The following is a 19,116-nucleotide window of genomic DNA, read 5'->3' as shown; positions in this document are numbered from 1 at the left end:
TCCGTCGTCGGCAGCGTCAGATGTGTATAAGAGACAGGCGGGGGCGGGCTCGGCGGGAGCGGACTCCGCCGGTGCGTCGCTGGTCGCCTCGTCGGCGATCACCGGAGCGAGCGACAGCTTTCCGCGGTCGTCGATCTTGGTGATTTCGACCAGGACCTTCTGTCCGACGCCGAGCACATCCTCCACGTTCTCCACGCGCTTGCCACCGGCGAGCTTGCGGACCTCGGAGATGTGCAGCAGGCCGTCCTTGCCGGGCAGCAGCGAGACGAACGCACCGAACGCGGCGATCTTGACGACGGTTCCGAGGAACTGCTCGCCGACCTCCGGGTTGGTGGGGTTCGCGATCGCGTTCACCTGGGCGCGGGCCGCCTCGGCCGACGCGCCGTCGGTGGCGCCGATGTAGACGGTGCCGTCCTCCTCGATGGAGATGTCGGCGCCGGTCTCATCCTGGATGCCGTTGATCGTCTTGCCCTTCGGGCCGATCAGCTCACCGATCTTGTCGACCGGGATCTGGACCGAGATCACGCGGGGCGCGGTCGGGGCCATCTCGTCCGGACGGTCGATCGCGGCGTTGAGCACGCTCAGGATCGTGGTGCGCGCGTCTTTCGCCTGCTTCAGCGCGCCGGCGAGCACCGACGACGGGATGCCGTCGAGCTTCGTGTCGAGCTGGATCGCGGTGACGAACTCGCTGGTGCCGGCGACCTTGAAGTCCATGTCGCCGAGCGCGTCCTCGGCGCCCAGGATGTCGGTGAGCGCCGCGTAGCGGGTCTCACCGTCGACGACGTCGGACACCAGGCCCATGGCGATGCCGGCGACCGGGGCGCGCAGCGGCACACCGGCGTTCAGCAGCGACAGGGTGGAGGCGCAGACGGAGCCCATCGACGTGGAGCCGTTGGAGCTGAGCGCCTCGGACACCTGACGGATCGCGTACGGGAACTCCTCGCGGCTCGGCAGCACCGGCACGAGGGCGCGCTCGGCGAGGAAGCCGTGCCCGATCTCGCGACGCTTCGGCGACCCGACGCGGCCGGTCTCACCGGTCGAGTAGGGCGGGAAGTTGTAGTGGTGCAGGTAGCGCTTCTTGGTGATCGGCGACAGCGAGTCGATCTGCTGCTCCATCTTGAGCATGTTCAGCGTGGTGACGCCCAGGATCTGGGTCTCGCCGCGCTGGAAGATCGCCGAGCCGTGGACGCGCGGGATGACCTGCACCTCGGCGTCGAGCGGACGGATGTCCGTCAGCCCGCGGCCGTCGATGCGGATGCCCTCGCGCAGCACGCGGCCGCGCATGACGACCTTCGAGACCGACTTGTAGGCGGCCGAGAACTGCTGAAGGGCCTCGGGCTGGAGCGCTCCGGCCTCGACCTTCTCGGTGATGGCGACCTTGACGCGCTCCTTGAGGGCGTCGTCGGCGTTCTGGCGCTCGACCTTGTCGGCGATCTGGTAGACCGCGACGAGGTCGTCGTAGGCGAGGCCCGCGACGTTGTCATAGGTCTCCTTGCTGTACGGCAGGAAGACCGGGTAGTCCTGGATCTCCTTGGCCGACTGCTGGGCGATCACGTTCTGCGCGCCGACGAGCTCGCGGATGAACGGCTTGGCCGCCTCGAGGCCCTGGGCCACGATCTCCTCGTTGGGCTTGACCGCACCGCCCTGGATGAGGTTCCAGCTGTTCTCGGTGGCCTCGGCCTCGACCATCATGATCGCGACGTCGCCCTCGGAGCCGTCCTCGTTGATGAGAACGCGGCCGGCGACGACGAGGTCGAACACGGCCTCCTCGAGCTGGTCGGCCTTCGGGAACGCGATCCACTGGTCCTCGTGAGCACCGTTGCCGGGGATGAGCGCGAGGCGCACACCGGCGATCGGGCCGGAGAACGGCAGACCGGAGATCTGCGTGGAGGCGCTGGCCGCGTTGATCGCGAGCGCGTCGTAGAACTCGCCCGGCGCGATGCTGAGGACCGTGATGACGATCTGGACCTCGTTGCGGAGGCCGTCGACGAACGACGGGCGCAGTGGCCGGTCGATCAGACGGCAGACCAGGATCGCCTCGGTGGAGGGGCGGCCCTCACGGCGGAAGAACGAGCCGGGGATCTTCCCGGCGGCGTACGAGCGCTCCTCGACATCGACCGTGAGCGGGAAGAAGTCGAAGTTGTCCTTCGGGTGCTTGCTGGCGCTCGTCGCGCTCAGCAGCATCGTCTCCTCGTCGAGGTAGGCGGCGACTGCGCCCTGCGCCTGCTGGGCGAGGCGTCCGGTCTCGAACCGGACGGTGCGGGTGCCGAAGCGGCCGTTGTCGAGCACGGCTTCGGCGAATTTGATTTCAGGACCTTCCAAGAGGTCTGTCTCCTTTGTTTAACGTCGCGGTCCCATGTGGACGCGACTTCATCCAAGGAGCAGGAACAGGCAGATCGACACGTCGTGTGTACGCGGCATCCCATGCGGGTGCGTGGGGCTGAGCCCGTCTGGCCATCAGTAGAAATACACGGTTGCGGCACTGTCAGAGTGCGGCCGCATCCGGATACCACCACCGAGGACCAGCTCCTGCCAGCCTGCTCCGGGTTCCTTCTCGGTTTTGAGTTGGATGGTCGGCGCACGGCCGACCACGAGCATCCTATCAGCCGGTGGCCAGCCGGAGGAGTTCAGAGCGCTGCTCGCCGTGCACGGTGCCCTGCGGGACGGCGCGCGAGGACGGAGACGAGGGCGATGCCGACGAGAGTGCCGAGGGTGTTCGCCAGCAGGTCGCGCGGGTCGCTGAAGCGCGCCGGGAGGAACAGCTGCACGAACTCGATCGTCAAGGTCGCCGCGACGCCGACGGCGAGGGCCAGCCACCACCGCCACCGGCTCAACAGCACCGTGAAGAGCACGCCCATCGGCACGAACAGCAGCACGTTCGCGGAGAACTCCGCGACGCCGTAGTCCACCCACTGCAGGCCGGGCACCGCGGAAACCGCACGAAGGAGCGACCGCAGCAGCGGGTTGCCGGCCGGGTCGCCGGGCGCCGGGTCGAGCGTGATCCAGCCGACGGCGCCGAGGTAGACGACGATCAGGATGGGGAGCACGGCTCGGCGGCGCATCCTCCTATGCTGGCCCACATGACCACCGCGTTCCGCATCCCGATGACCGGGCGCTCCACCGACGAGCAGCACCGGGTGTCCAGCCCCTTGGAGCTGCTGTTCGATCTCACCTTCGTCGTCGCGATCGCCCAGGTGGCCGGCCAGCTGGCGCACGCGGGCGTGCAGGGCCACGTGCTGGACCGCCTTCCGCTGTACCTGATGGTGTTCTTCGCGATCTGGTGGGCGTGGATGAACTTCACCTGGTTCGCCTCGGCCTACGACACCGACGACGTCCTCTACCGCGTGATGACCCTCGTGCAGATGGCCGGCGTGCTCGTCCTCGCCGCCGGCGTCCCGGCCGCGTACAACGACGAGAACTTCACCGCGATCATCGTCGGCTACATCATCATGCGGCTGGCGCTGGTGGCTCAGTGGATCCGCGCGGGCGTCGAGCATCCCGAGGGGCGAACGACGGCGCTCCGGTATGCCGTGGGCGTCGCCTCCGTGCAGGTGGTGTGGATCGCGTGGGGCTTCCTCCCTGCGCAGCTCGCCGTGCCGACGTTCCTGGTCGCGGCACTCCTGGAACTCGCGATGCCGCTCTGGGCGGAGCGTCCGCGGATGACGAGCTGGCACCCGCACCACATCGCGGAGCGCTACGGGCTGTTCACGATCATCGTGCTCGGCGAGTCGGTGTCGGCCTCCGCCGCCGGTGTTCAGAACGCGCTGGCCCGGTCGGGCTTCTCCAGCGCGCTGGTGTGGATCGCCGTGGCGGGGCTCGTGCTGCTGTTCGCCCTGTGGTGGCTGTACTTCCTCGAGCCGGCCGCCGAAGGCCTCCGGTCAGGACGCGGCGCCCGGTCCTTCTACTGGGGCTACGGGCACTACTTCGTGTTCGCATCGCTGGCGGCACTCGGGGCGGGCCTGGAGGTGGCGGTCCAGGCGGGCGCCGCCCATTCGAGCGCCTCGAACACGATGGTGGAGTACGCGATGGCCGTGCCGGTGGCCGTCTTCCTCCTGATGCTCTACATCCTGCACGCTCCGCTGGTCCCGGAGGTCGTGATCCGTCCGGTGAAGACGGTGATCTCACTGGCGCTGGTGCTGCTCCTGCCGCTCGCCTCGCCGGTGATCGGCCTGGTCGGCGTGACGATCGGGATCGCCCTGGTCGCCGCCGCACTCGTCGCCGCGACGCTGCTGGATCAGGCGGCTGCCCGCCGGTAGCGGCCGGACACGCAGAACGGGCCGCCACCCGAAGGTGACGGCCCGTCCGTAAGAAGTTCGCGGAGTCGATCGAAGACTAGCGACGAAGGCCGAGACGCTCGATCAGCGAGCGGTAACGGCTGATGTCGATGTCCGCCAGGTAACCCAGCAGACGGCGACGCTGTCCGACCAGGAGGAGCAGGCCACGACGCGAGTGGTGGTCGTGCTTGTGCTCCTTGAGGTGCTCGGTGAGATCCTTGATCCGCTTCGTCAGGATCGCGACCTGGACCTCGGGGGATCCGGTGTCACCGGGGTGGGTAGCGTACTCTTCGATGATCGCCTTCTTGGTGTCTGCATCAAGCGCCATAGAGGGATCCCCTTTCAGTTCGTTGCGCGGTGCCCGGGGCCGTATGCCTGGGCTCTCTTGATCCGCGGCCGTTCGACGGCAACTTGTCGAGTCTACCAGAAGGGCCGGATGCGACCGGCCGCGCGACGACGGGCTCAGGCGGGCTCCGGCTCCGGTTCCAGAAGGGCGAAAGCGGCGCCCTGAGGATCGACGATCTCGACCCAGCGGCCCACTCCCGGCGCCGACATGGGCTCGGTGCGCAGCGTCCCTCCGAGCTCGGTCGCACGCGCGCCCGCGGCGTCGAGGTCCGGGACGTTGAAGTAGACGAGCCAGTGGGCCCGCTCCCCCGAATCGGAGCGGTATGCGCCCGCGACGCTCGTCTCCCCCACATCTAAGAGGCCGTAGGGCTCCGTGCCGACGCGCATCTCGCTGATGCCGACGCCCAGCACGGACTCGTAGAACGGGAAGGTGGATGCCGGATCCGCTGCGACGAGCTCCAGCCAGTCGACGGCGCCCGGCTCGTCGCGCAGCCACGGGTCGGCGCGCCGCTGCCAGAGGCCGAACACCCCGCCGGCCGGATCGGCGACGATCGCCAGCCGGACGCCGGGCGACACCTCACCCGGTTCCATCAGGATCGAGCCATCGGCCGCCCGTGCGGCATCCACCGCGACGTCCAGGTCGTCCACCGAGAAATAGACCGTCCAGGTCGCATGGACGTTCCCGGGAGGCAGCGGTCCGATCGCTGCGACGGGCGTACCGCTGAGGGAGGCCATTCCGTATCCGCCGGTGTCCGGGGAAGCGGGGGCCACCTCCCAGCCGAACAGGTCGCGGTAGAACGTGGAGGCGGCGGGCTGGTCACCGGTCTGGAGATCCGCCCAGATGGGAGTGCCCTGCGGGAAGTCGTCTTCGATCGGCATGCGCACACGCTACTCGCGCACGCTGCACGGGTCGAGAGGGGCAGCGGGATGGGCAGCCGACGCGGTACTGCCGGGTCCGGGTCAGATGCCGCGGAGCAGCTCGTCCATGGCCGCCAGCACGACCTCGGCCGGCGACCCGTCGCTGTGGCGCGCCCACCAGAGCAGCGCGGAGAAGTGGGCCGAGCCGAGGGCGTCCGCCAGCACCTGTACGCGCAGGCCTGACGGGTCGGCCTCGAGCCGGCGCGCCAGGAAATCGACCAGGATGTGACGATTCGCCGCGATGGCAGTGAAGCCGAAAGCGATCAGAGCGGGATGCGTTCCCATCAGGGTCATCCGCCGCCGCGTCGCCTCCTCCGCCTCCGGCGTCATGGCCAGCGACTCGCTGATGGCGCGTTCCAGCACGTCGCGGGTCGTCTCGTCGTCGCCGGCCGCATCGAGGACGGCGTGCATCCGGCCGACGACGGGTTCGATGCCGCCCCAGACCAGCGCAGGCTTGCTCGGGAAGTAGCGGAACAGCGTCCTCCGGCCGATGCCGGCCAGGCGCGCGATGTCGTCCATCGTGGTCTGCTCGTAGCCGTGCTCGTCGAAGTGCCGGAGGGCCAGCAGCGCCACGCGCTCGGGGTCGACGTCGGCGGGGCGGCCGCGGCGGCGAGCCCGCGCAGGCGCGGCCTCGGGCGCGGCAGTCTCGGGTGCGGATGCCGCCGCGCGCGAGTCGGGCGAGGTCATCCTCCGATCATGGCACCGGATGGCCGGCCTGCGACGCGCGCTCCCGGTCCACGGCCTGCGCGAGGATCCGGAGCGCATCCGGGAGCTGATCGGCCGCGATCCCGCCGAAGCCCAGCAGGAGCCCGTCGGGCCCAGCGCCCAGCCGGAAGCGCGAGATGGGCTGGACCGCCACGCCGGCACCGGCCGCGCGCTCCTCGACCCTGGCCCCGTCGAATCCCCCGCTCCCCTCGCGGGCGAGCAGGGCGAGGTGCAGACCGGCCGCGGAGGGCACGAGCGCGAGCCCGGGCAGCATCCGTTCGGCCACCTCCACCAGCACCGTGTGACGCTCCTCGTAGTCGCGGGTCGCGCCGCGCACGTGCCGGGCGAAGCCGCCCGAATCGAGGAAGCGCGCCATCGCCCGCTGGGTCACGACGTCGTTGTGCCAGTCGGTCAGCCGCTTCGCATGCCGGAGTGCGGGCAGCAGCCCCGGCGGGGCGATGAGGAAACCGAGGCGGAGGCCCGGGAGCATCGTCTTGGAGAAGGTGCCGACGTAGACGACGCGGCCCTCCCCATCCAATCGCTGCAGCGGGTCGAGGGGGCGGGCGCCGAAGCGGTACTCGCTGTCGTAGTCGTCCTCGATCACCACCGCGTCGTTGCGGGCGGCCCATTCGAGCAGCGCGACCCTCCGCTCGAGGGGAAGGATGCCGCCGAGCGGGAACTGGTGCGACGGTGTCACGTAGACCAGCCGGGCCGGCGGCAGCAGGTCGACACGGAGGCCGTACTCGTCCACGGGGACCGGCACGACGCGCGCGCCCGACATCTCGAAGAGCTGCCGGACGGGCGGGTAGCCGGGGTCCTCGACGGCGACGGTGTCGCCCGGCCGGAGCAGCACCCGGGCGAGCAGGTCGAAGGCTTGCTGGGCGCCGCTCGTGACGATGACGTCGCCGGGGTCCGCCTCCACCGACCGCGCGAGCCCGAGGTGCCGGGCGATCCCCTCCCGCAACCGCTCGACGCCGGACGGATCGCCGTAGAGCCCGGAGCGGCGGAAGCCGCCGCGCAGTTCCGCGGTGACATAGCGACGCCAGGTCTCCAGCGGGAAGAGCGCCGGATCGGGCGAGCCGACGCTGAAGTCGTAGGCGATCGGCCGGGGCTCGGCCCACAGCGGATCGTCGAGATCGCGCCAGGCGGGAGCAGGCCGCACCGCTGCGGCCGGCCGGCGGGAGCGGACGAGTGGATGCGGCGCTCCGGCATAGGCGACGAACGTGCCGGCTCCGACGCGCCCGGTCAGGTACCCCTCCGCCGTGAGCCGCTCGTACGCGGTCGAGACGGTCGAGCGCGAGACCTGCAGCTGTGCGGCGAGCTCACGCGTGGCGGGCAGCCGCTCGCCGGGGCGCAGGCGTCCGTCGAGGACACCATCCCGGAGCTGGCGGTAGATGCGGTCGGCGCGATCCCCTCGGCCGCCGATCGCGACATGCAATTCCACGATTCCTCCGAATGGTCTGATCAGAACCGACGGAATTGGATCTTACACGCAGCCAATCGCGCCCGTAGCGTGACGGGCATGACAGAACGCATCCAGCTCAGCTCCCTCGTCCCCGAGGGGTACCGGAAGATCATCAACCTCGACGGCTACGTCGGCCGCGCGGTCGAAGAGCCCCTCGGCAACCTCGTCCGGCTGCGCGCCTCGCAGATCAACGGCTGCACCTACTGCGTCGACATGCACTCGGTCGACCTGCAGAGCGACGGCCTCCCGCTCCGCAAGGTGTTCGCGGTCAGCGCCTGGCGGGAGTCGCCGTGGTTCACGGACCGCGAGCGGACCGCCCTCGAGCTCACCGAGGCCGTCACGCTGATCCACCAGGCCGGCGTCCCGGACGAGCTCTACGAGCGAGCGCTCGCGGAGTTCGGCGACGAGGGGCTCGCCAACCTGCTGCTCGCGATCGCCACGATCAACGTCTGGAACCGGGTCGCCATCCCGACCCACATGCAGCCCCCGAGCCTCTGACCCTGCCCCCGACGACGAAGCGCTCCCCGGCAGATGCCGAGGAGCGCTTCCGGGGCGTACGCCGATTCAGCTGACGCCGAGCAGGTCGATCACGAAGATGAGAGTCTTGCCGGACAGCGGGTGACCGCCGCCGGCCGGTCCGTAGGCGAGCGCCGGCGGGACGGTGAGCTTGCGGCGTCCACCGACCTTCATGCCCGGGATGCCCTCCTGCCAGCCCTTGATGAGGTTGTTCAGCGGGAAGTCGATCGACTGACCGCGACTCCAGGAGGAGTCGAATTCCTCGCCGGACTCGTACTCGACGCCGAGGTAGTGGACGTCGACCTTGGAGCCGGGCGCGGCCTCAGGTCCTGTGCCCTCGACGATGTCGACGATCTCGAGCGTCTCGGGAGCCGGGCCCTCGGGGGCGTCGACTTCGGGCTTCTGGTTGGTGTTCTCTGCCATAGGTCCCATCCAACCGGTGCGGAGGGGCGGCGTCAAAGTGCGTTCGCTGACCGCGCATCCACGAAGGGGGTTGCGCTCGAGGGGTGCCTGGAGGCATCCTTGACGCATAACTCGATCCCCCGGGAGCGCTGCAGGCATCGCCGCACCACCGGGGGTCGAGTCTGTTAAGGGCCGCCGAAGACCTTGCCGGGGTTGAGGATGCCGAGCGGGTCGAACACGGATTTCAGCTTCACCTGGAGCTCGTAGGAGTCAGGACCAAGCTCCTCTGCGAGCCAGCGGCGCTTCAGCATCCCCACGCCGTGCTCGCCGGTCAGGGTCCCGCCCAGCTCGATGGCGGCGCGGAACAGGTCGCCCGCCGCATCCCACACCGCGTCCGGCACAGTGTCGCCGGTGTAGACGAAGTTGGGGTGCAGGTTGCCGTCTCCCGCGTGCGCCACCGTCGGGATGAGGATGCCGTAGCGCTCCGAGATGCGCTCGATCGCCGCGAACATCTCCGGCATCCGTGATCGCGGCACCGCGACATCCTCGATCAGCACTTCGCCGCCGGATTCCAGGGCCGGGTGGAAGGCGCGCCGCAGGGCGAGCAGCCGCTCGCCCTCCTCGGCATCGGCCGCGACCCGGACCGTGCCTCCGGCCTCGCGGAGGAGCTCGGCGGCAGCACGCGCATCCGCGTCCGCCGTCGGGCCGTCGAACTGCACGAGCAGGTAGGACGCTCCCCCGCTCGCGCCGAATGCCTGCTCGATCGTCTCGCGCCCGAGGTAGGCCGAGATCCGCTCGAGCGCGGGCGCATCGAGCAGTTCCATGACCGCCGGGCAGAGGCGGGCCGCGGTGATGCGTGCCGCGGCCTGCGCCGCCGCGCCGACGTCGGGGACGATCGCCCCGAGGGTCACCGGCTCGCCCGACGGGATCGGCTGCAGCCGCACGGTCGCACCGACGATGACGCCGAGCGTCCCCTCCGACCCGACGAACAGGGCGGTCAGGTCGTAGCCCGTGACGCCCTTGACGGTGCGATGGCCCGTGCGCAGCAGGCGTCCATCCGCGAGGACGACGTCCAGAGCGAGCACAGCCTCCCGGGTGACTCCGTACTTGGCGCACAGCAGTCCGCCGGCATTGGTGGCGATGTTGCCGCCGACGGTCGAGATGGCCCTGCTCGCCGGGTCGGGCGCGAAGAACAGGCCGGACGGCTCGAGTGCCGCATTCAGGTCGCTGTTGATGACACCCGGCTCGACGACGGCGAGCTGGTCCTCGGCCGAGATCTCGAGGATGCGGTTCATCGCCGACACGTCGAGGACGATGGAGCCGTCCGTCCCGTTGGCTCCCCCGGCGAGGCCCGTGCCCGCGCCGCGCGGCACGACCGGGACGCGGAACTCGCTGGCCGCGCGCAGGGTGGCCTGCACGTGCTCGACGGAGCGTGCGGTCACGATCGCGCGCGGCGTGCCCGCCGCGACCCAGCCGGAGCGGTCGGTGCGTGCCGCATCCAGGAGGGCGGGGTCGGTCGTCAGCACGCCGGCTGCGGCGGCGTCCTCGCCGAGCGCGGTCGCGAGCCAGTCGAGAACATCCATGCGTCCAGGCTAGCGAGGCCGATCGCCGGCCCGGGGCTGCGCCTCCGGCGCCGCACACCCGGCGCTGATGTCCGATTTCCGCTATCGGATGTCGGTGGCTGGTGTCACGCTGGGGAGATGAGCACGGTGCAGCACCCCTCGACGGCCACCCCGACGGCGACAGCGCCTGCCACTGTCGCGACCGACGGCCGGCTCGCCGACCCCGTCTTCGCGGAGCGCTACCGCGCCATGAGCGCCCGGGACGCGCGGTTCGACGGGCAGTTCATCACCGGCGTCCATTCGACGGGGATCTACTGCCGCCCCAGTTGTCCGGCCGTGACGCCGAAGCCGGGGAACGTGACCTTCTACCTCACAGCGGCCGCCGCGCACGAAGCCGGGTTGCGCGCCTGCAAGCGCTGCCTCCCGGATGCGGTGCCGGGCTCCCCCGAGTGGAACGTCCGCGACGACCTGGCCGCCCGCGCGATGCGCCTCATCGCCGACGGAACGGTGGAGCGGGATGGCGTCCCCGGGCTCGCACAGCGGCTCGGCTACACGACCCGCCACCTCACGCGCGTCCTGACCGCCGAGCTCGGCGCCGGGCCGCTCGCCCTGGCCCGCGCGCACCGCGCCCAGACGGCACGGCTGCTGCTCACCGGCACCGACCTGGCCGTGACCGACGTGGCCTTCGCGGCCGGCTTCAGCAGCGTCCGCCAGTTCAACGAGACGATGGCCGAGGTGTACCGGATGCCGCCGAGCGCGATCCGGGCGGCGGCGCGGAGGTCCCCCTCGGCGACCCATCGGGAGGCGGGCGCCGTGACCCTCAGCCTCCGGCTGCCGGCTCGTGCGCCGTTCGACGGCGCGTCCGTCATCGGCTTCCTGGCGGCGCGGTCCATCCCCGGCGTCGAGGCGCCCGGTGCAGCCGGTGCCGACTATGCCCGCGCGCTCCGGCTCCCGCACGGCCCGGCCGTGGTGCGGCTCACGCTCACCGGCACGACGGATGCCCCGGCGGTGCAGTGCGACGCCGCCCTCGCCGACGTATCGGACCTCGCCCCGCTGGTCGCACGCGTGCGGCGGCTGCTGGATCTGGATGCGGACGCCCAGGCGATCGACGCCGTCCTCGCCTCCGATCCCGCACTCGCGCCGAGTGTCGCCGCGTCGCCGGGCCTGCGGGTTCCCGGTGCGGTGGACGCCGAGGAGATCGTGTTCCGTGCCCTCATCGGCCAGCAGGTCTCCGTCGCCGCGGCGCGCACCGCCCTGACGCGGCTGACCGAAGCGCTCGGCGAGCCGGTCGAGCTGCGGATTCCGGGCGAGTCTGCGCCGGCGAGCGGCGGATTCACGCGACTCTTCCCCACCGCTGCCGCGATCGCCGAGCGCGGGCGCGAGGTGCTGCGCGGGCCGGGGCGCCGGATCGACGCGGTCGTCGGGGTCGCGGAGGCGCTGGCCGAGGGTCGCCTGACGATCGATATCGGCGAATCGCGGGACGACCTCGAGCAGCGGCTGCTCGCACTGCCGGGGATCGGGCCGTGGACGGCCGGGTACATCGCGCTGCGGGTCCTCGGCAGCCCGGACGTGCTCCTCACCGGTGACCTGGCCCTCCGGCAGGGCGCCGCGCGGTTGGGGCTGCCGTCCGAGCCGCGGGCACTGTTGGCCCACGCGAACGCCTGGGCGCCGTGGCGGAGCTACGCCGGAATGCATCTCTGGAACCGCGCGGTGGAGCTAGGGGCGCCGCGGAGCGGTGCGCGACCCCAGCGCCGAGGGAGCCTGCGACCGAGGTAACGTATTCCCGGCCTGACGCAGCGTAAAGTCTCACCGTGCCCTCCATCTCGGTCGTCATCCCCGCGCTCGACGACGCGGAGATGCTCGCACACTGCCTGACCGACCTGACCGCGCAACTGCGGCCGGCGGACGAGATCATCGTCGTGGACAACGGCAGCACCGACGACACGGCGGCCGTCGCCCGGGCGGGCGGCGCCCGGGTGATCGAGCAGCCGCTGCGCGGGATCTGGCCGGCCGCATCCACCGGGTACGACGCCGCCACCGGCGACATCATCGCCCGGCTGGACGCCGACTCCCGGCCCCCGGCCGACTGGCTGCTGCACATCGAGGCCGAACTCGTCGACGCGCCGGAGGTCGGCGTCCTCACCGGGCGCGGGGTGTTCTACGACGGGAGCACGGTGGTCGCGGGCCTCGGTCAGGTGCTCTACATCGGCGGCTACTTCTGGGCGATCGGGCTCTGGCTCGGGAATCCGCCGGTGTTCGGCTCCAACTTCGCCATGCGCCGCGAGGTGTGGCAGGACGTCCGCGACCGGGTGCACCGGGACCGCGGCGACATCCACGACGATCTGGACCTCTCCCTCCACCTCGACCTGGAGACCACGGTGCGCTACGACGAACGGCTCACGGTCGGCATCTCGGCGCGCCCGTTCGCCACCTGGCGGGGCTTCGGCCGCCGCCTGCGCTGGGCGTACACGACGCTGAGCATGCATTTCCCCGAGCAGTCGCCGTGGCGGCGGAGGGTGGAGCGGCGCCGCGCGCGGGAACACGGTCCCGACGCTCCGGGCGCCGTAGCGTGAGCGGCGGAGGTGCCTCGGCCCGATAGCCTGGACCGGTGAGATTCTCGCACCTCAGCAACGCCGCAGATTCCCGGCCCCGCCTGGCCGCCGTCATCGGAGACGGGGCCCTCTTCCTCGACGAGCTGATGGGCGACGCGCCCCGAGACCTGCAGGAGCTGATCGATCGGGGTGACGAGGGGCTCGCCGAGGTCCGGGGCGTCGTCACCGAGGCGGAAGCCTCGGCGCACGACCTGCCTCCTGTGCACGAGCTGCGTCACGCCTCCGCTGTGCTGCGACCGCCGCACGTCATCGCCATCGGAGCCAACTACGCCGCCCACGCGTCCGAGCTGAAACTGCGCAGCGAGAAAGCGGCGACCGTCTTCAACCTGTGGCCGAACTCGCTCGCCGGCCACGGGGGCACCACCAGCTGGCCCGCCGACCTCTCCACGCAGGTCGACTACGAGGCGGAGCTCGGCGTCATCATCGGCAGGCCCGCCCGCAACGTCCCCGTCCGCGATGCGCTCGACTACGTCTGGGGCTACACGGTCGTCAACGACATCACGGCGCGCGACCTGCAGTTCTCCGAGGCGCAGTGGTCGCGCTGCAAATCGTTCGACGGCTTCACCCCCACCGGCCCGGTCGTCGTCACCGCCGACGAGATCGCCGACCCCCAGGATCTGTGGCTGACGACGAACGTCGACGGCGCGATCCTCCAGGATGCGTCCACCGCCGACATGGTGCGCTCGGTCGCCGAGCTGATCGAGTTCCTCTCGCGCTCCGCGACTATTCCGCCGGGCACCCTCATCTCGACGGGCAGCCCGGGCGGAGCCGGCTACTCGCGCACCCCGCCCGTGTTCCTGCGCGACCGGTCCACCGTCACCGTGTCCATCGGCGGGATCGGCTACCTCACCACGTATTGCCGGGTCACCTGACGCTGCCCTGCAGCACCGCACCGTGGTGGGTTAGCTTATTGCTGTGTCCATCGGAGAGACGCGTCCGGTAACGGGGGGCGACGACGAGGCTGAGCGCCTCGACGCCGCCCTGCCCGACGTCGACTGGTCCATCGCACCCGTCGGGACGGCGTTCTCGCGATTCCGGGCACCGAGCGGCGAGCTGGCCGTCGCCTCGCTCGGCGACCCGGCCGATCCACGGGTGGTCCTCATCCCGGGAGTGACCGGGTCCAAGGAGGACTTCTACCTGCTGGCGCCGATCCTCGTCGCGGCCGGATACTACGTGCAGAGCTTCGATCTGGCCGGGCAGTACGAGTCGGCGGACGCCGGTCCGGTCTCCGGGGGGCACTACACGTACGGACTCCTCGTCGCCGACATCGTCGCGTTCCTGAAGAAGGGCGGCCCGGCGCACGTCCTCGGCTATTCGTTCGCGGGCATCCTGTCCGAGCTCGCGCTCGTGGAGCATCCCGGGCTCTTCCGCTCCTTGACGCTGCTCACGGCGCCACCGGAACCCGGGCAGTCGTTCCGCGGGGTGCGCATCATCGGCTGGCTGAGTTGGTTCGTCACCGCGCGCGGCGGTGCCACCTTGATGATCTGGGGCATCACGACGAACAAGAACAAGGTGTCCGACAGCCGCCTCGCCTTCGTGCGCTCCCGCTTCGCCCTGACCCGCCGGTCCAGCGTCGACGACATCGTCGGGCTGATGAAGCACGTGCCGGATGTGCGCGAGCGCGTCGCCGCGTCCGGCATCCCGGTGCTCGTAGTGACCGGGGATCACGACCTCTGGCCGACGCACCTCCACGCCGCGAACGCACAGGCCCTGAATGCGCGACTCGCTGTCTACCGGACCGGCCACAGCCCGTGCGAGACGGCGCCGCACCAGCTCGGGCGGGACATGATCGCCCTGTTCCGCGAGGCCGAAGCGAGGGACGGCGACGCACCGCGTCGGTGACACCCGTTTGGGGGATGGCGGGGCTGTCCACTCAGGGCGCAATATAGCCCAGCAGCGAGGGAGGTTGAGGATGAGTCGATGTCTGAAGACGACTTCATTCACCCGCCGCACGCACCGCGCTTGCAAGAACACGTAGGAATGATCCGATGGCAGCGTGTCGGGGACGGCGAATGGTCGATGGAGACCGCGCGAGGCCAGTTCGTGGGAGGCGATAGCCGCGTGTGGCGCGTGCGGCTCTACTCGGGCATCGAGCTCGAGTACGACTTGGAGGAGTGGGCGCCCTTCCAGTGAGGGCGTGCCTGAGCGCGAGGGAACCGGGCTGCAGGAGGCGCAGAGTACGCTCTCCTGCCGCTCCGGGAAAGGGCTCGCGGCGCCGAAGTGCTTTCCCCTAGAGTTCAGTGCACGTCGGCTTCCGCCCGAAAGACACGCGAGGCGGGATCACCGTCGACGGGCGTCGACGCTCGGAGCAGCGAGAGTCACGGCGTCGGCGCCCTGATCGCCATGCCGGGCACGACGACTGCTACCAGGGTGCCAGTAGACAACTTGCTCTGCCTAGAGAGCGATCCCAAATATATGTATTTTCGAAAGTTTACTCGCGCTCGGCGCGCGCCTGCGCAATGGCCTCCGCCTCGACGACCGGGATCGCGGTCGTGATGACCTCGAGGCCGCTGAGCCGGGCGGGCGACAGCAGGCGGGTGACCTCGTCGCGGCTCATCAGTTTGGCCTCGACCACCAGGTCGGCGACGTTACGGCCGGTCAGCAGGGCGGACTTCGCGAGCGCGGCCGCCGCTGCGTAGCCGATGTGCGGTGTCAGGGCCGTGATGACGCCGACCGAGGAGCCGACCATGGCGCCCAGGCGCTCCTCGTTGGCGCTGATGCCCTCGACGCAGTTCACCCGCAGCGTGTGGAACGCCTGCGTCATCCACGTGACGCTCTGCATCAGGGAGTGGGCGATCACCGGCTCGAAGGCGTTGAGCTGGAGCTGGCCGCCCTCCGCCGCCATGGTGACCGTGACATCGGCCCCGGCGACGGAGAACGCGACCTGGTTGACGACCTCCGGGATGACCGGGTTGACCTTGCCGGGCATGATGCTGGAGCCCGCCTGGCGTGGCGGGAGGTTGATCTCGCCGAGTCCGGCCTGCGGGCCGGAGGAGAGCAGGCGGAGGTCGTTGCAGATCTTCGAGAGCTTGATGGCGCTCCGCTTCAGGGAGCCGGAGAAGGACATGAACGCGCCGGCGTCGCTGGTCGACTCGATCAGGTCGGGAGCCGTCTCCAGATTGAGGCCGGTGATGGCGTTGAGGTGGCGCACGGCCGAGGCCGCATAGCCCGGGTCCGCCGTGATCCCGGTGCCGATGGCGGTCGCGCCGAGGTTGACCTCGGCGAGCAGCCACTTGGTCTCGGTGAGCCGGGCGTGATCCTCGGTCAGGGTCGTCGCGAAGCCGTGGAACTCCTGCCCGAGGGTCATCGGCACCGCGTCCTGCAGCTGCGTCCGCCCGACCTTGAGGATGTTGCGGAACTCCTCGGCCTTGCGCGCGAACGAGTCACGGAGGAGTGCGAGCTCGTCGAGGAGGTGAGCGAGGGAGAACGTGAGGCCGATCTTGATGGCCGTCGGGTAGGTGTCGTTCGTGCTCTGGCTGCGGTTGACGTCGTCGATCGGGTGCATGTGGGCATAGTCGCCCTTCTCGCGTCCGTCGAGCTCGAGCGCGAGGTTGGCGATCACCTCGTTGGCGTTCATGTTCGTCGAGGTGCCGGCGCCTCCCTGCATCACGCCCACGACGAACTGGTCGTGGTAGCCGCCGTCGATGATGAGCTGGCAGGCCCGGTCGATGAGTTCGGCCTTGTGCTGCTCCAGCACGCCGATCTCCAGGTTGGCGCGGGCGGCCGCCTGCTTGACGCTCGCGAGCGCGACGATGAGGTCCGGGTAGACGGAGATGGGCCGCTTGGCGATCGGGAAGTTCTCCAGCGCCCGCGAGGTGTGGACGCCCCAGTAAGCGTCCGCGGGGATCTCACGACTGCCGAGGGAGTCGGTCTCCGTGCGGGTGGGTCGCCCGTCGGGACTCGCGGTGGGGACGTCGGACACGTTCTCCGACGCGTCGATGACGGTCTGGTCGGTGCTTTGGGCGATCACGGGGATGGGGGATGTCTTCGAGTCGTTCACTGTCGCTATCGGGTTCACGGTTGGCTCCGTTGCCTCTCGTCGTGCGTTGGCGTGCATATCTGACCGGTTGTTCGTGGCCTCCGGCAGAGACGAGCCTACTCCTGACCCGTCGGCGCCCCTTGGACGCTCTGTACGACGATCGGGCTGTCCACTGGACGCCGTGTCCATCAGCCGAGCTTCCGGAGCAGACCGCGCGCGAAGCGGTCCTTCGCCTCGGTGTACGGCGGGTAGACCAACTGCATCGTGTCGGGGCCGAGCGGCTTGCTGAGCACGGCCTTCTCGTGGCTGAACGTCCGCACGGAGCGCTCGCCATGATAGGCGCCCGAGCCGCTCTCCCCCACCCCGCCGAAGGGAAGGCCGGCCACGGCGAGGTGCGCAGCGGGGATGCCGAAGCCCACCGCTCCCGAGCTCGTTTCGGTGAGGATGCGGCGGCGCGCCTTCGCGCTGGCGGTGAAGACGTACAGGGCGAGCGGCCTGTCGCCGGCGCGGATGACGCGGATGGCATCGTCCAGCCCGTCGACCGGGAGGATCGGGAGGATCGGGCCGAAGATCTCCTCCGCCATCGCGGGCGCATCGGCGGCGACGTCGACGAGGACGGTCGGCGCCAGGTACCGGGTCGCGGCATCGTGGTCGCCGCCGACGGCCGCTGTGCCCGAGCCCAGCATCCCGGTCAGCCGTTCGAACTGACGATCGTTGACGATGCGACCGTAGTCCGGGCTCTGCGCGGGGTCGTCGCCGTAGAGCGCGTGCACTGCGTCGCGCAGGGCGTCGGCGAGCCGCGGAACGACCGCACGGTCAGCGAGGACGTAGTCCGGGGCGACGCAGGTCTGGCCGGCGTTCATGAACTTGCCCCAGGCGATGCGGCGTGCCGCAGCTGCCAGGTCGATGGTGTCGTCGACGTAGACCGGCGACTTGCCTCCGAGCTCCAGGGTGACCGGGGTGAGGTGCTCGACGGCGGCCGCCGCCACGATGCGTCCGACGCGGCCGTTGCCCGTGTAGAAGATGTGGTCGAAGCGCTGGCTCAGGAGCTCGGTGGTGCCCTCCACTCCGCCCTCGACGACCGCGACGGCCCGCGTATCCAGATACTGCGGGATGAGGCGGGCCATCGTCGCGGACGTCGCCGGCGCCAGCTCGCTCGGCTTCAGCACGACGGCGTCGCCGGCGGCGAGTGCCCCGACGAGCGGCGCGAGCAGCAGCTGCACGGGGTAGTTCCACGGCGCGATGACGAGGACGACGCCGACCGGCTCCAGGATGGTGGAGGCGCGGGCCGGGAGCAGGGCGCCGGGCACCGGGACCCGTCGGGGACGCAGCCAGCGGCGGAGGTGCTTCAGCGTGTGGTCGATCTCGCCCACGACGAAGCCGAGCTCGGCGATCTGCGACTCGGTGGGGTTCTTGGCGAGGTCGGCGAGCAGGGCGTCCTCGAAGTCGGCGGAGCGCTCGGTGAGCATCCGCCGCAGTGCCTTCAGCTGACCCAGCCGCCACGCGAGCGGCTTGGTGATCCCCCGCTCGAAGCCGGACCGGAGTTCCTCGACCGTGCGCGCATGCGTCATGCGCCCATCATACGAATGGGGCCGCGCCGGTCCGCTACGGCCGGCGCTCGGCTCAGCGCGCGGAGGCTCTGCGGCTGGGGCGGTAGGCGAGGTCGAAGATGGCGTGACCGAGACGTTCGCCCCTGCGCTCGAACTTGGTCACCGGGCGGTCCTCGGGGCGCGGGACGAAACGGGCTTCGCCGGCGAGGTTGGTGAGACCCGGCTCCGCGTCGAGCACCTCGATCATGTGCTCCGCGTACGGCTCCCAGTCGGTGGCGAGCCGCAGGACGCCCTCCGGCGCGAGCGCGCGCACGAGAAGCCGGGCGAACTCAGGCTGGACGATGCGCCGCCGGTGGTGCCGTGCCTTCGGCCACGGGTCCGGGAAGAAGATGAGGATCTCGTCGATGGACCCTGGGGCGAGCCCGTGCTCGAACACCTCCACGGCGTCGTGCCGGACGATGCGGATGTTGCGCACATCCCGATCCCGCATCGCGCCCAGCACGCGGCCGACACCGGCGCCGTGCACCTCGATTCCGAGGACGTCGCGATCGGGATGCCGTTCGGCGAGCGTCAGCAGGTTCTCGCCGTTGCCGAAGCCGATCTCCACGATCCGCGGCGCGCGGCGGCCGAAGACCGCATCCAGGTCGAGCGGCGAGCCGTCGAAGTCCAGGCCGAAGGTCGGCCACAGGTCGTCGATCGCACGGCGCTGCGCCTCGGTCTTACGGCCGCGGACGACGAAGCTGCGCGGCCGGACGGCGGGGGTCGGTTCCATCCCCCCATTGTCGCAG

At 70.5% G+C, this 19,116-nt stretch carries 18 protein-coding genes; 7 read left to right on the top strand and 11 right to left on the bottom strand.

Going from position 1 to position 19,116, the window contains the following annotated elements:
- Nucleotides 1–2,322 (bottom strand): polyribonucleotide nucleotidyltransferase (locus ACPYOG_RS03860; RefSeq protein WP_481292935.1); only part of this gene is annotated, 2,322 nt, incomplete at its 3' end.
- 305 nt (nucleotides 2,323–2,627) lie between these two features.
- Nucleotides 2,628–3,062, bottom strand: a complete 435-nt coding sequence (locus ACPYOG_RS03855; RefSeq protein WP_481292934.1) for a VanZ family protein — start codon at nucleotides 3,060–3,062, stop codon at nucleotides 2,628–2,630.
- Nucleotides 3,063–3,080: 18 nt separating this feature from the next.
- Here ACPYOG_RS03855 and ACPYOG_RS03850 point away from each other — a divergent pair, with 18 nt between their 5' ends.
- Nucleotides 3,081–4,256, top strand: coding sequence for a low temperature requirement protein A (locus tag ACPYOG_RS03850; RefSeq protein ID WP_481292933.1), 1,176 nt, complete (start codon nucleotides 3,081–3,083; stop codon nucleotides 4,254–4,256).
- A gap of 76 nt (nucleotides 4,257–4,332) precedes the next feature.
- On the opposite strand, the gene rpsO is transcribed toward ACPYOG_RS03850, so the two are convergent.
- The 4 genes from rpsO to pdxR all read right to left on the bottom strand — a co-directional run bounded on the left by rpsO (nucleotide 4,333) and on the right by pdxR (nucleotide 7,686).
- Nucleotides 4,333–4,602 (bottom strand): 30S ribosomal protein S15, encoded by a 270-nt coding sequence (gene rpsO, locus ACPYOG_RS03845; protein ID WP_090036365.1) that lies wholly within the window; start codon nucleotides 4,600–4,602, stop codon nucleotides 4,333–4,335.
- Nucleotides 4,603–4,736: 134 nt separating this feature from the next.
- Nucleotides 4,737–5,498 (bottom strand): VOC family protein, encoded by a 762-nt coding sequence (locus ACPYOG_RS03840; protein ID WP_481292932.1) that lies wholly within the window; start codon nucleotides 5,496–5,498, stop codon nucleotides 4,737–4,739.
- Between the two features lie 81 nt (nucleotides 5,499–5,579).
- Nucleotides 5,580–6,224 carry an acyl-CoA-like ligand-binding transcription factor gene (locus ACPYOG_RS03835; RefSeq protein ID WP_481292931.1) on the bottom strand — a complete coding sequence of 215 codons (645 nt, stop codon included), beginning with the start codon at nucleotides 6,222–6,224 and terminating at the stop codon, nucleotides 5,580–5,582.
- A gap of 7 nt (nucleotides 6,225–6,231) precedes the next feature.
- Nucleotides 6,232–7,686 carry a MocR-like pyridoxine biosynthesis transcription factor PdxR gene (pdxR, locus tag ACPYOG_RS03830; RefSeq protein WP_481292930.1) on the bottom strand — a complete coding sequence of 485 codons (1,455 nt, stop codon included), beginning with the start codon at nucleotides 7,684–7,686 and terminating at the stop codon, nucleotides 6,232–6,234.
- 78 nt (nucleotides 7,687–7,764) lie between these two features.
- On the opposite strand from pdxR, the gene ACPYOG_RS03825 reads away from it, so the two are divergent.
- Entirely contained in the window at nucleotides 7,765–8,205 is a 441-nt protein-coding gene (locus ACPYOG_RS03825) for a carboxymuconolactone decarboxylase family protein (protein ID WP_481292929.1), read from the top strand.
- 66 nt (nucleotides 8,206–8,271) lie between these two features.
- Here the strand turns inward: ACPYOG_RS03825 and ACPYOG_RS03820 are convergent, their stop codons facing one another.
- The gene (locus ACPYOG_RS03820) at nucleotides 8,272–8,646 is read right to left on the bottom strand and encodes an FKBP-type peptidyl-prolyl cis-trans isomerase (RefSeq protein ID WP_481292928.1); all 375 of its coding nucleotides are present in this window, start codon (nucleotides 8,644–8,646) and stop codon (nucleotides 8,272–8,274) included.
- A gap of 164 nt (nucleotides 8,647–8,810) precedes the next feature.
- A complete protein-coding gene (locus ACPYOG_RS03815; protein ID WP_481292927.1) occupies nucleotides 8,811–10,208 on the bottom strand; it encodes an FAD-binding oxidoreductase in 1,398 nt (465 codons plus the stop codon).
- A 228-nt stretch (nucleotides 10,209–10,436) separates the two neighbouring features.
- Here ACPYOG_RS03815 and ACPYOG_RS03810 point away from each other — a divergent pair, with 228 nt between their 5' ends.
- From ACPYOG_RS03810 to ACPYOG_RS03790, 5 genes are all read left to right on the top strand, one after another.
- Entirely contained in the window at nucleotides 10,437–11,963 is a 1,527-nt protein-coding gene (locus ACPYOG_RS03810) for a DNA-3-methyladenine glycosylase 2 family protein (protein ID WP_481292941.1), read from the top strand.
- Between the two features lie 35 nt (nucleotides 11,964–11,998).
- Nucleotides 11,999–12,760 (top strand): glycosyltransferase family 2 protein, encoded by a 762-nt coding sequence (locus tag ACPYOG_RS03805; RefSeq protein ID WP_481292926.1) that lies wholly within the window; start codon nucleotides 11,999–12,001, stop codon nucleotides 12,758–12,760.
- A 35-nt stretch (nucleotides 12,761–12,795) separates the two neighbouring features.
- On the top strand, nucleotides 12,796–13,671 hold the full coding sequence (locus ACPYOG_RS03800; RefSeq protein ID WP_481292925.1) for a fumarylacetoacetate hydrolase family protein: 876 nt from the start codon (nucleotides 12,796–12,798) through the stop codon (nucleotides 13,669–13,671).
- A 37-nt stretch (nucleotides 13,672–13,708) separates the two neighbouring features.
- Nucleotides 13,709–14,641 carry an alpha/beta fold hydrolase gene (locus tag ACPYOG_RS03795; RefSeq protein ID WP_481292940.1) on the top strand — a complete coding sequence of 311 codons (933 nt, stop codon included), beginning with the start codon at nucleotides 13,709–13,711 and terminating at the stop codon, nucleotides 14,639–14,641.
- A gap of 138 nt (nucleotides 14,642–14,779) precedes the next feature.
- The gene (locus ACPYOG_RS03790; RefSeq protein ID WP_481292924.1) at nucleotides 14,780–14,932 is read left to right on the top strand and encodes a hypothetical protein; all 153 of its coding nucleotides are present in this window, start codon (nucleotides 14,780–14,782) and stop codon (nucleotides 14,930–14,932) included.
- 298 nt (nucleotides 14,933–15,230) lie between these two features.
- On the opposite strand, the gene ACPYOG_RS03785 is transcribed toward ACPYOG_RS03790, so the two are convergent.
- The 3 genes from ACPYOG_RS03785 to trmB form a co-directional block, all read right to left on the bottom strand.
- Complete coding sequence (locus tag ACPYOG_RS03785) at nucleotides 15,231–16,739, bottom strand: aspartate ammonia-lyase (RefSeq protein WP_481292939.1); 1,509 nt, start codon at nucleotides 16,737–16,739, stop codon at nucleotides 15,231–15,233.
- Nucleotides 16,740–16,966: 227 nt separating this feature from the next.
- Complete coding sequence (locus tag ACPYOG_RS03780) at nucleotides 16,967–18,349, bottom strand: aldehyde dehydrogenase family protein (protein WP_481292923.1); 1,383 nt, start codon at nucleotides 18,347–18,349, stop codon at nucleotides 16,967–16,969.
- Nucleotides 18,350–18,401: 52 nt separating this feature from the next.
- On the bottom strand, nucleotides 18,402–19,100 hold the full coding sequence (gene trmB, locus ACPYOG_RS03775; RefSeq protein ID WP_481292922.1) for a tRNA (guanosine(46)-N7)-methyltransferase TrmB: 699 nt from the start codon (nucleotides 19,098–19,100) through the stop codon (nucleotides 18,402–18,404).
- Nucleotides 19,101–19,116 lie beyond the last annotated feature (16 nt).

The organism is Leifsonia sp. HAY1-4F, from assembly GCF_056755275.1.
The sequence above is the reverse complement of the archived record's forward strand: the minus strand, read 5'-3'. Positions and strand labels throughout refer to the sequence as shown.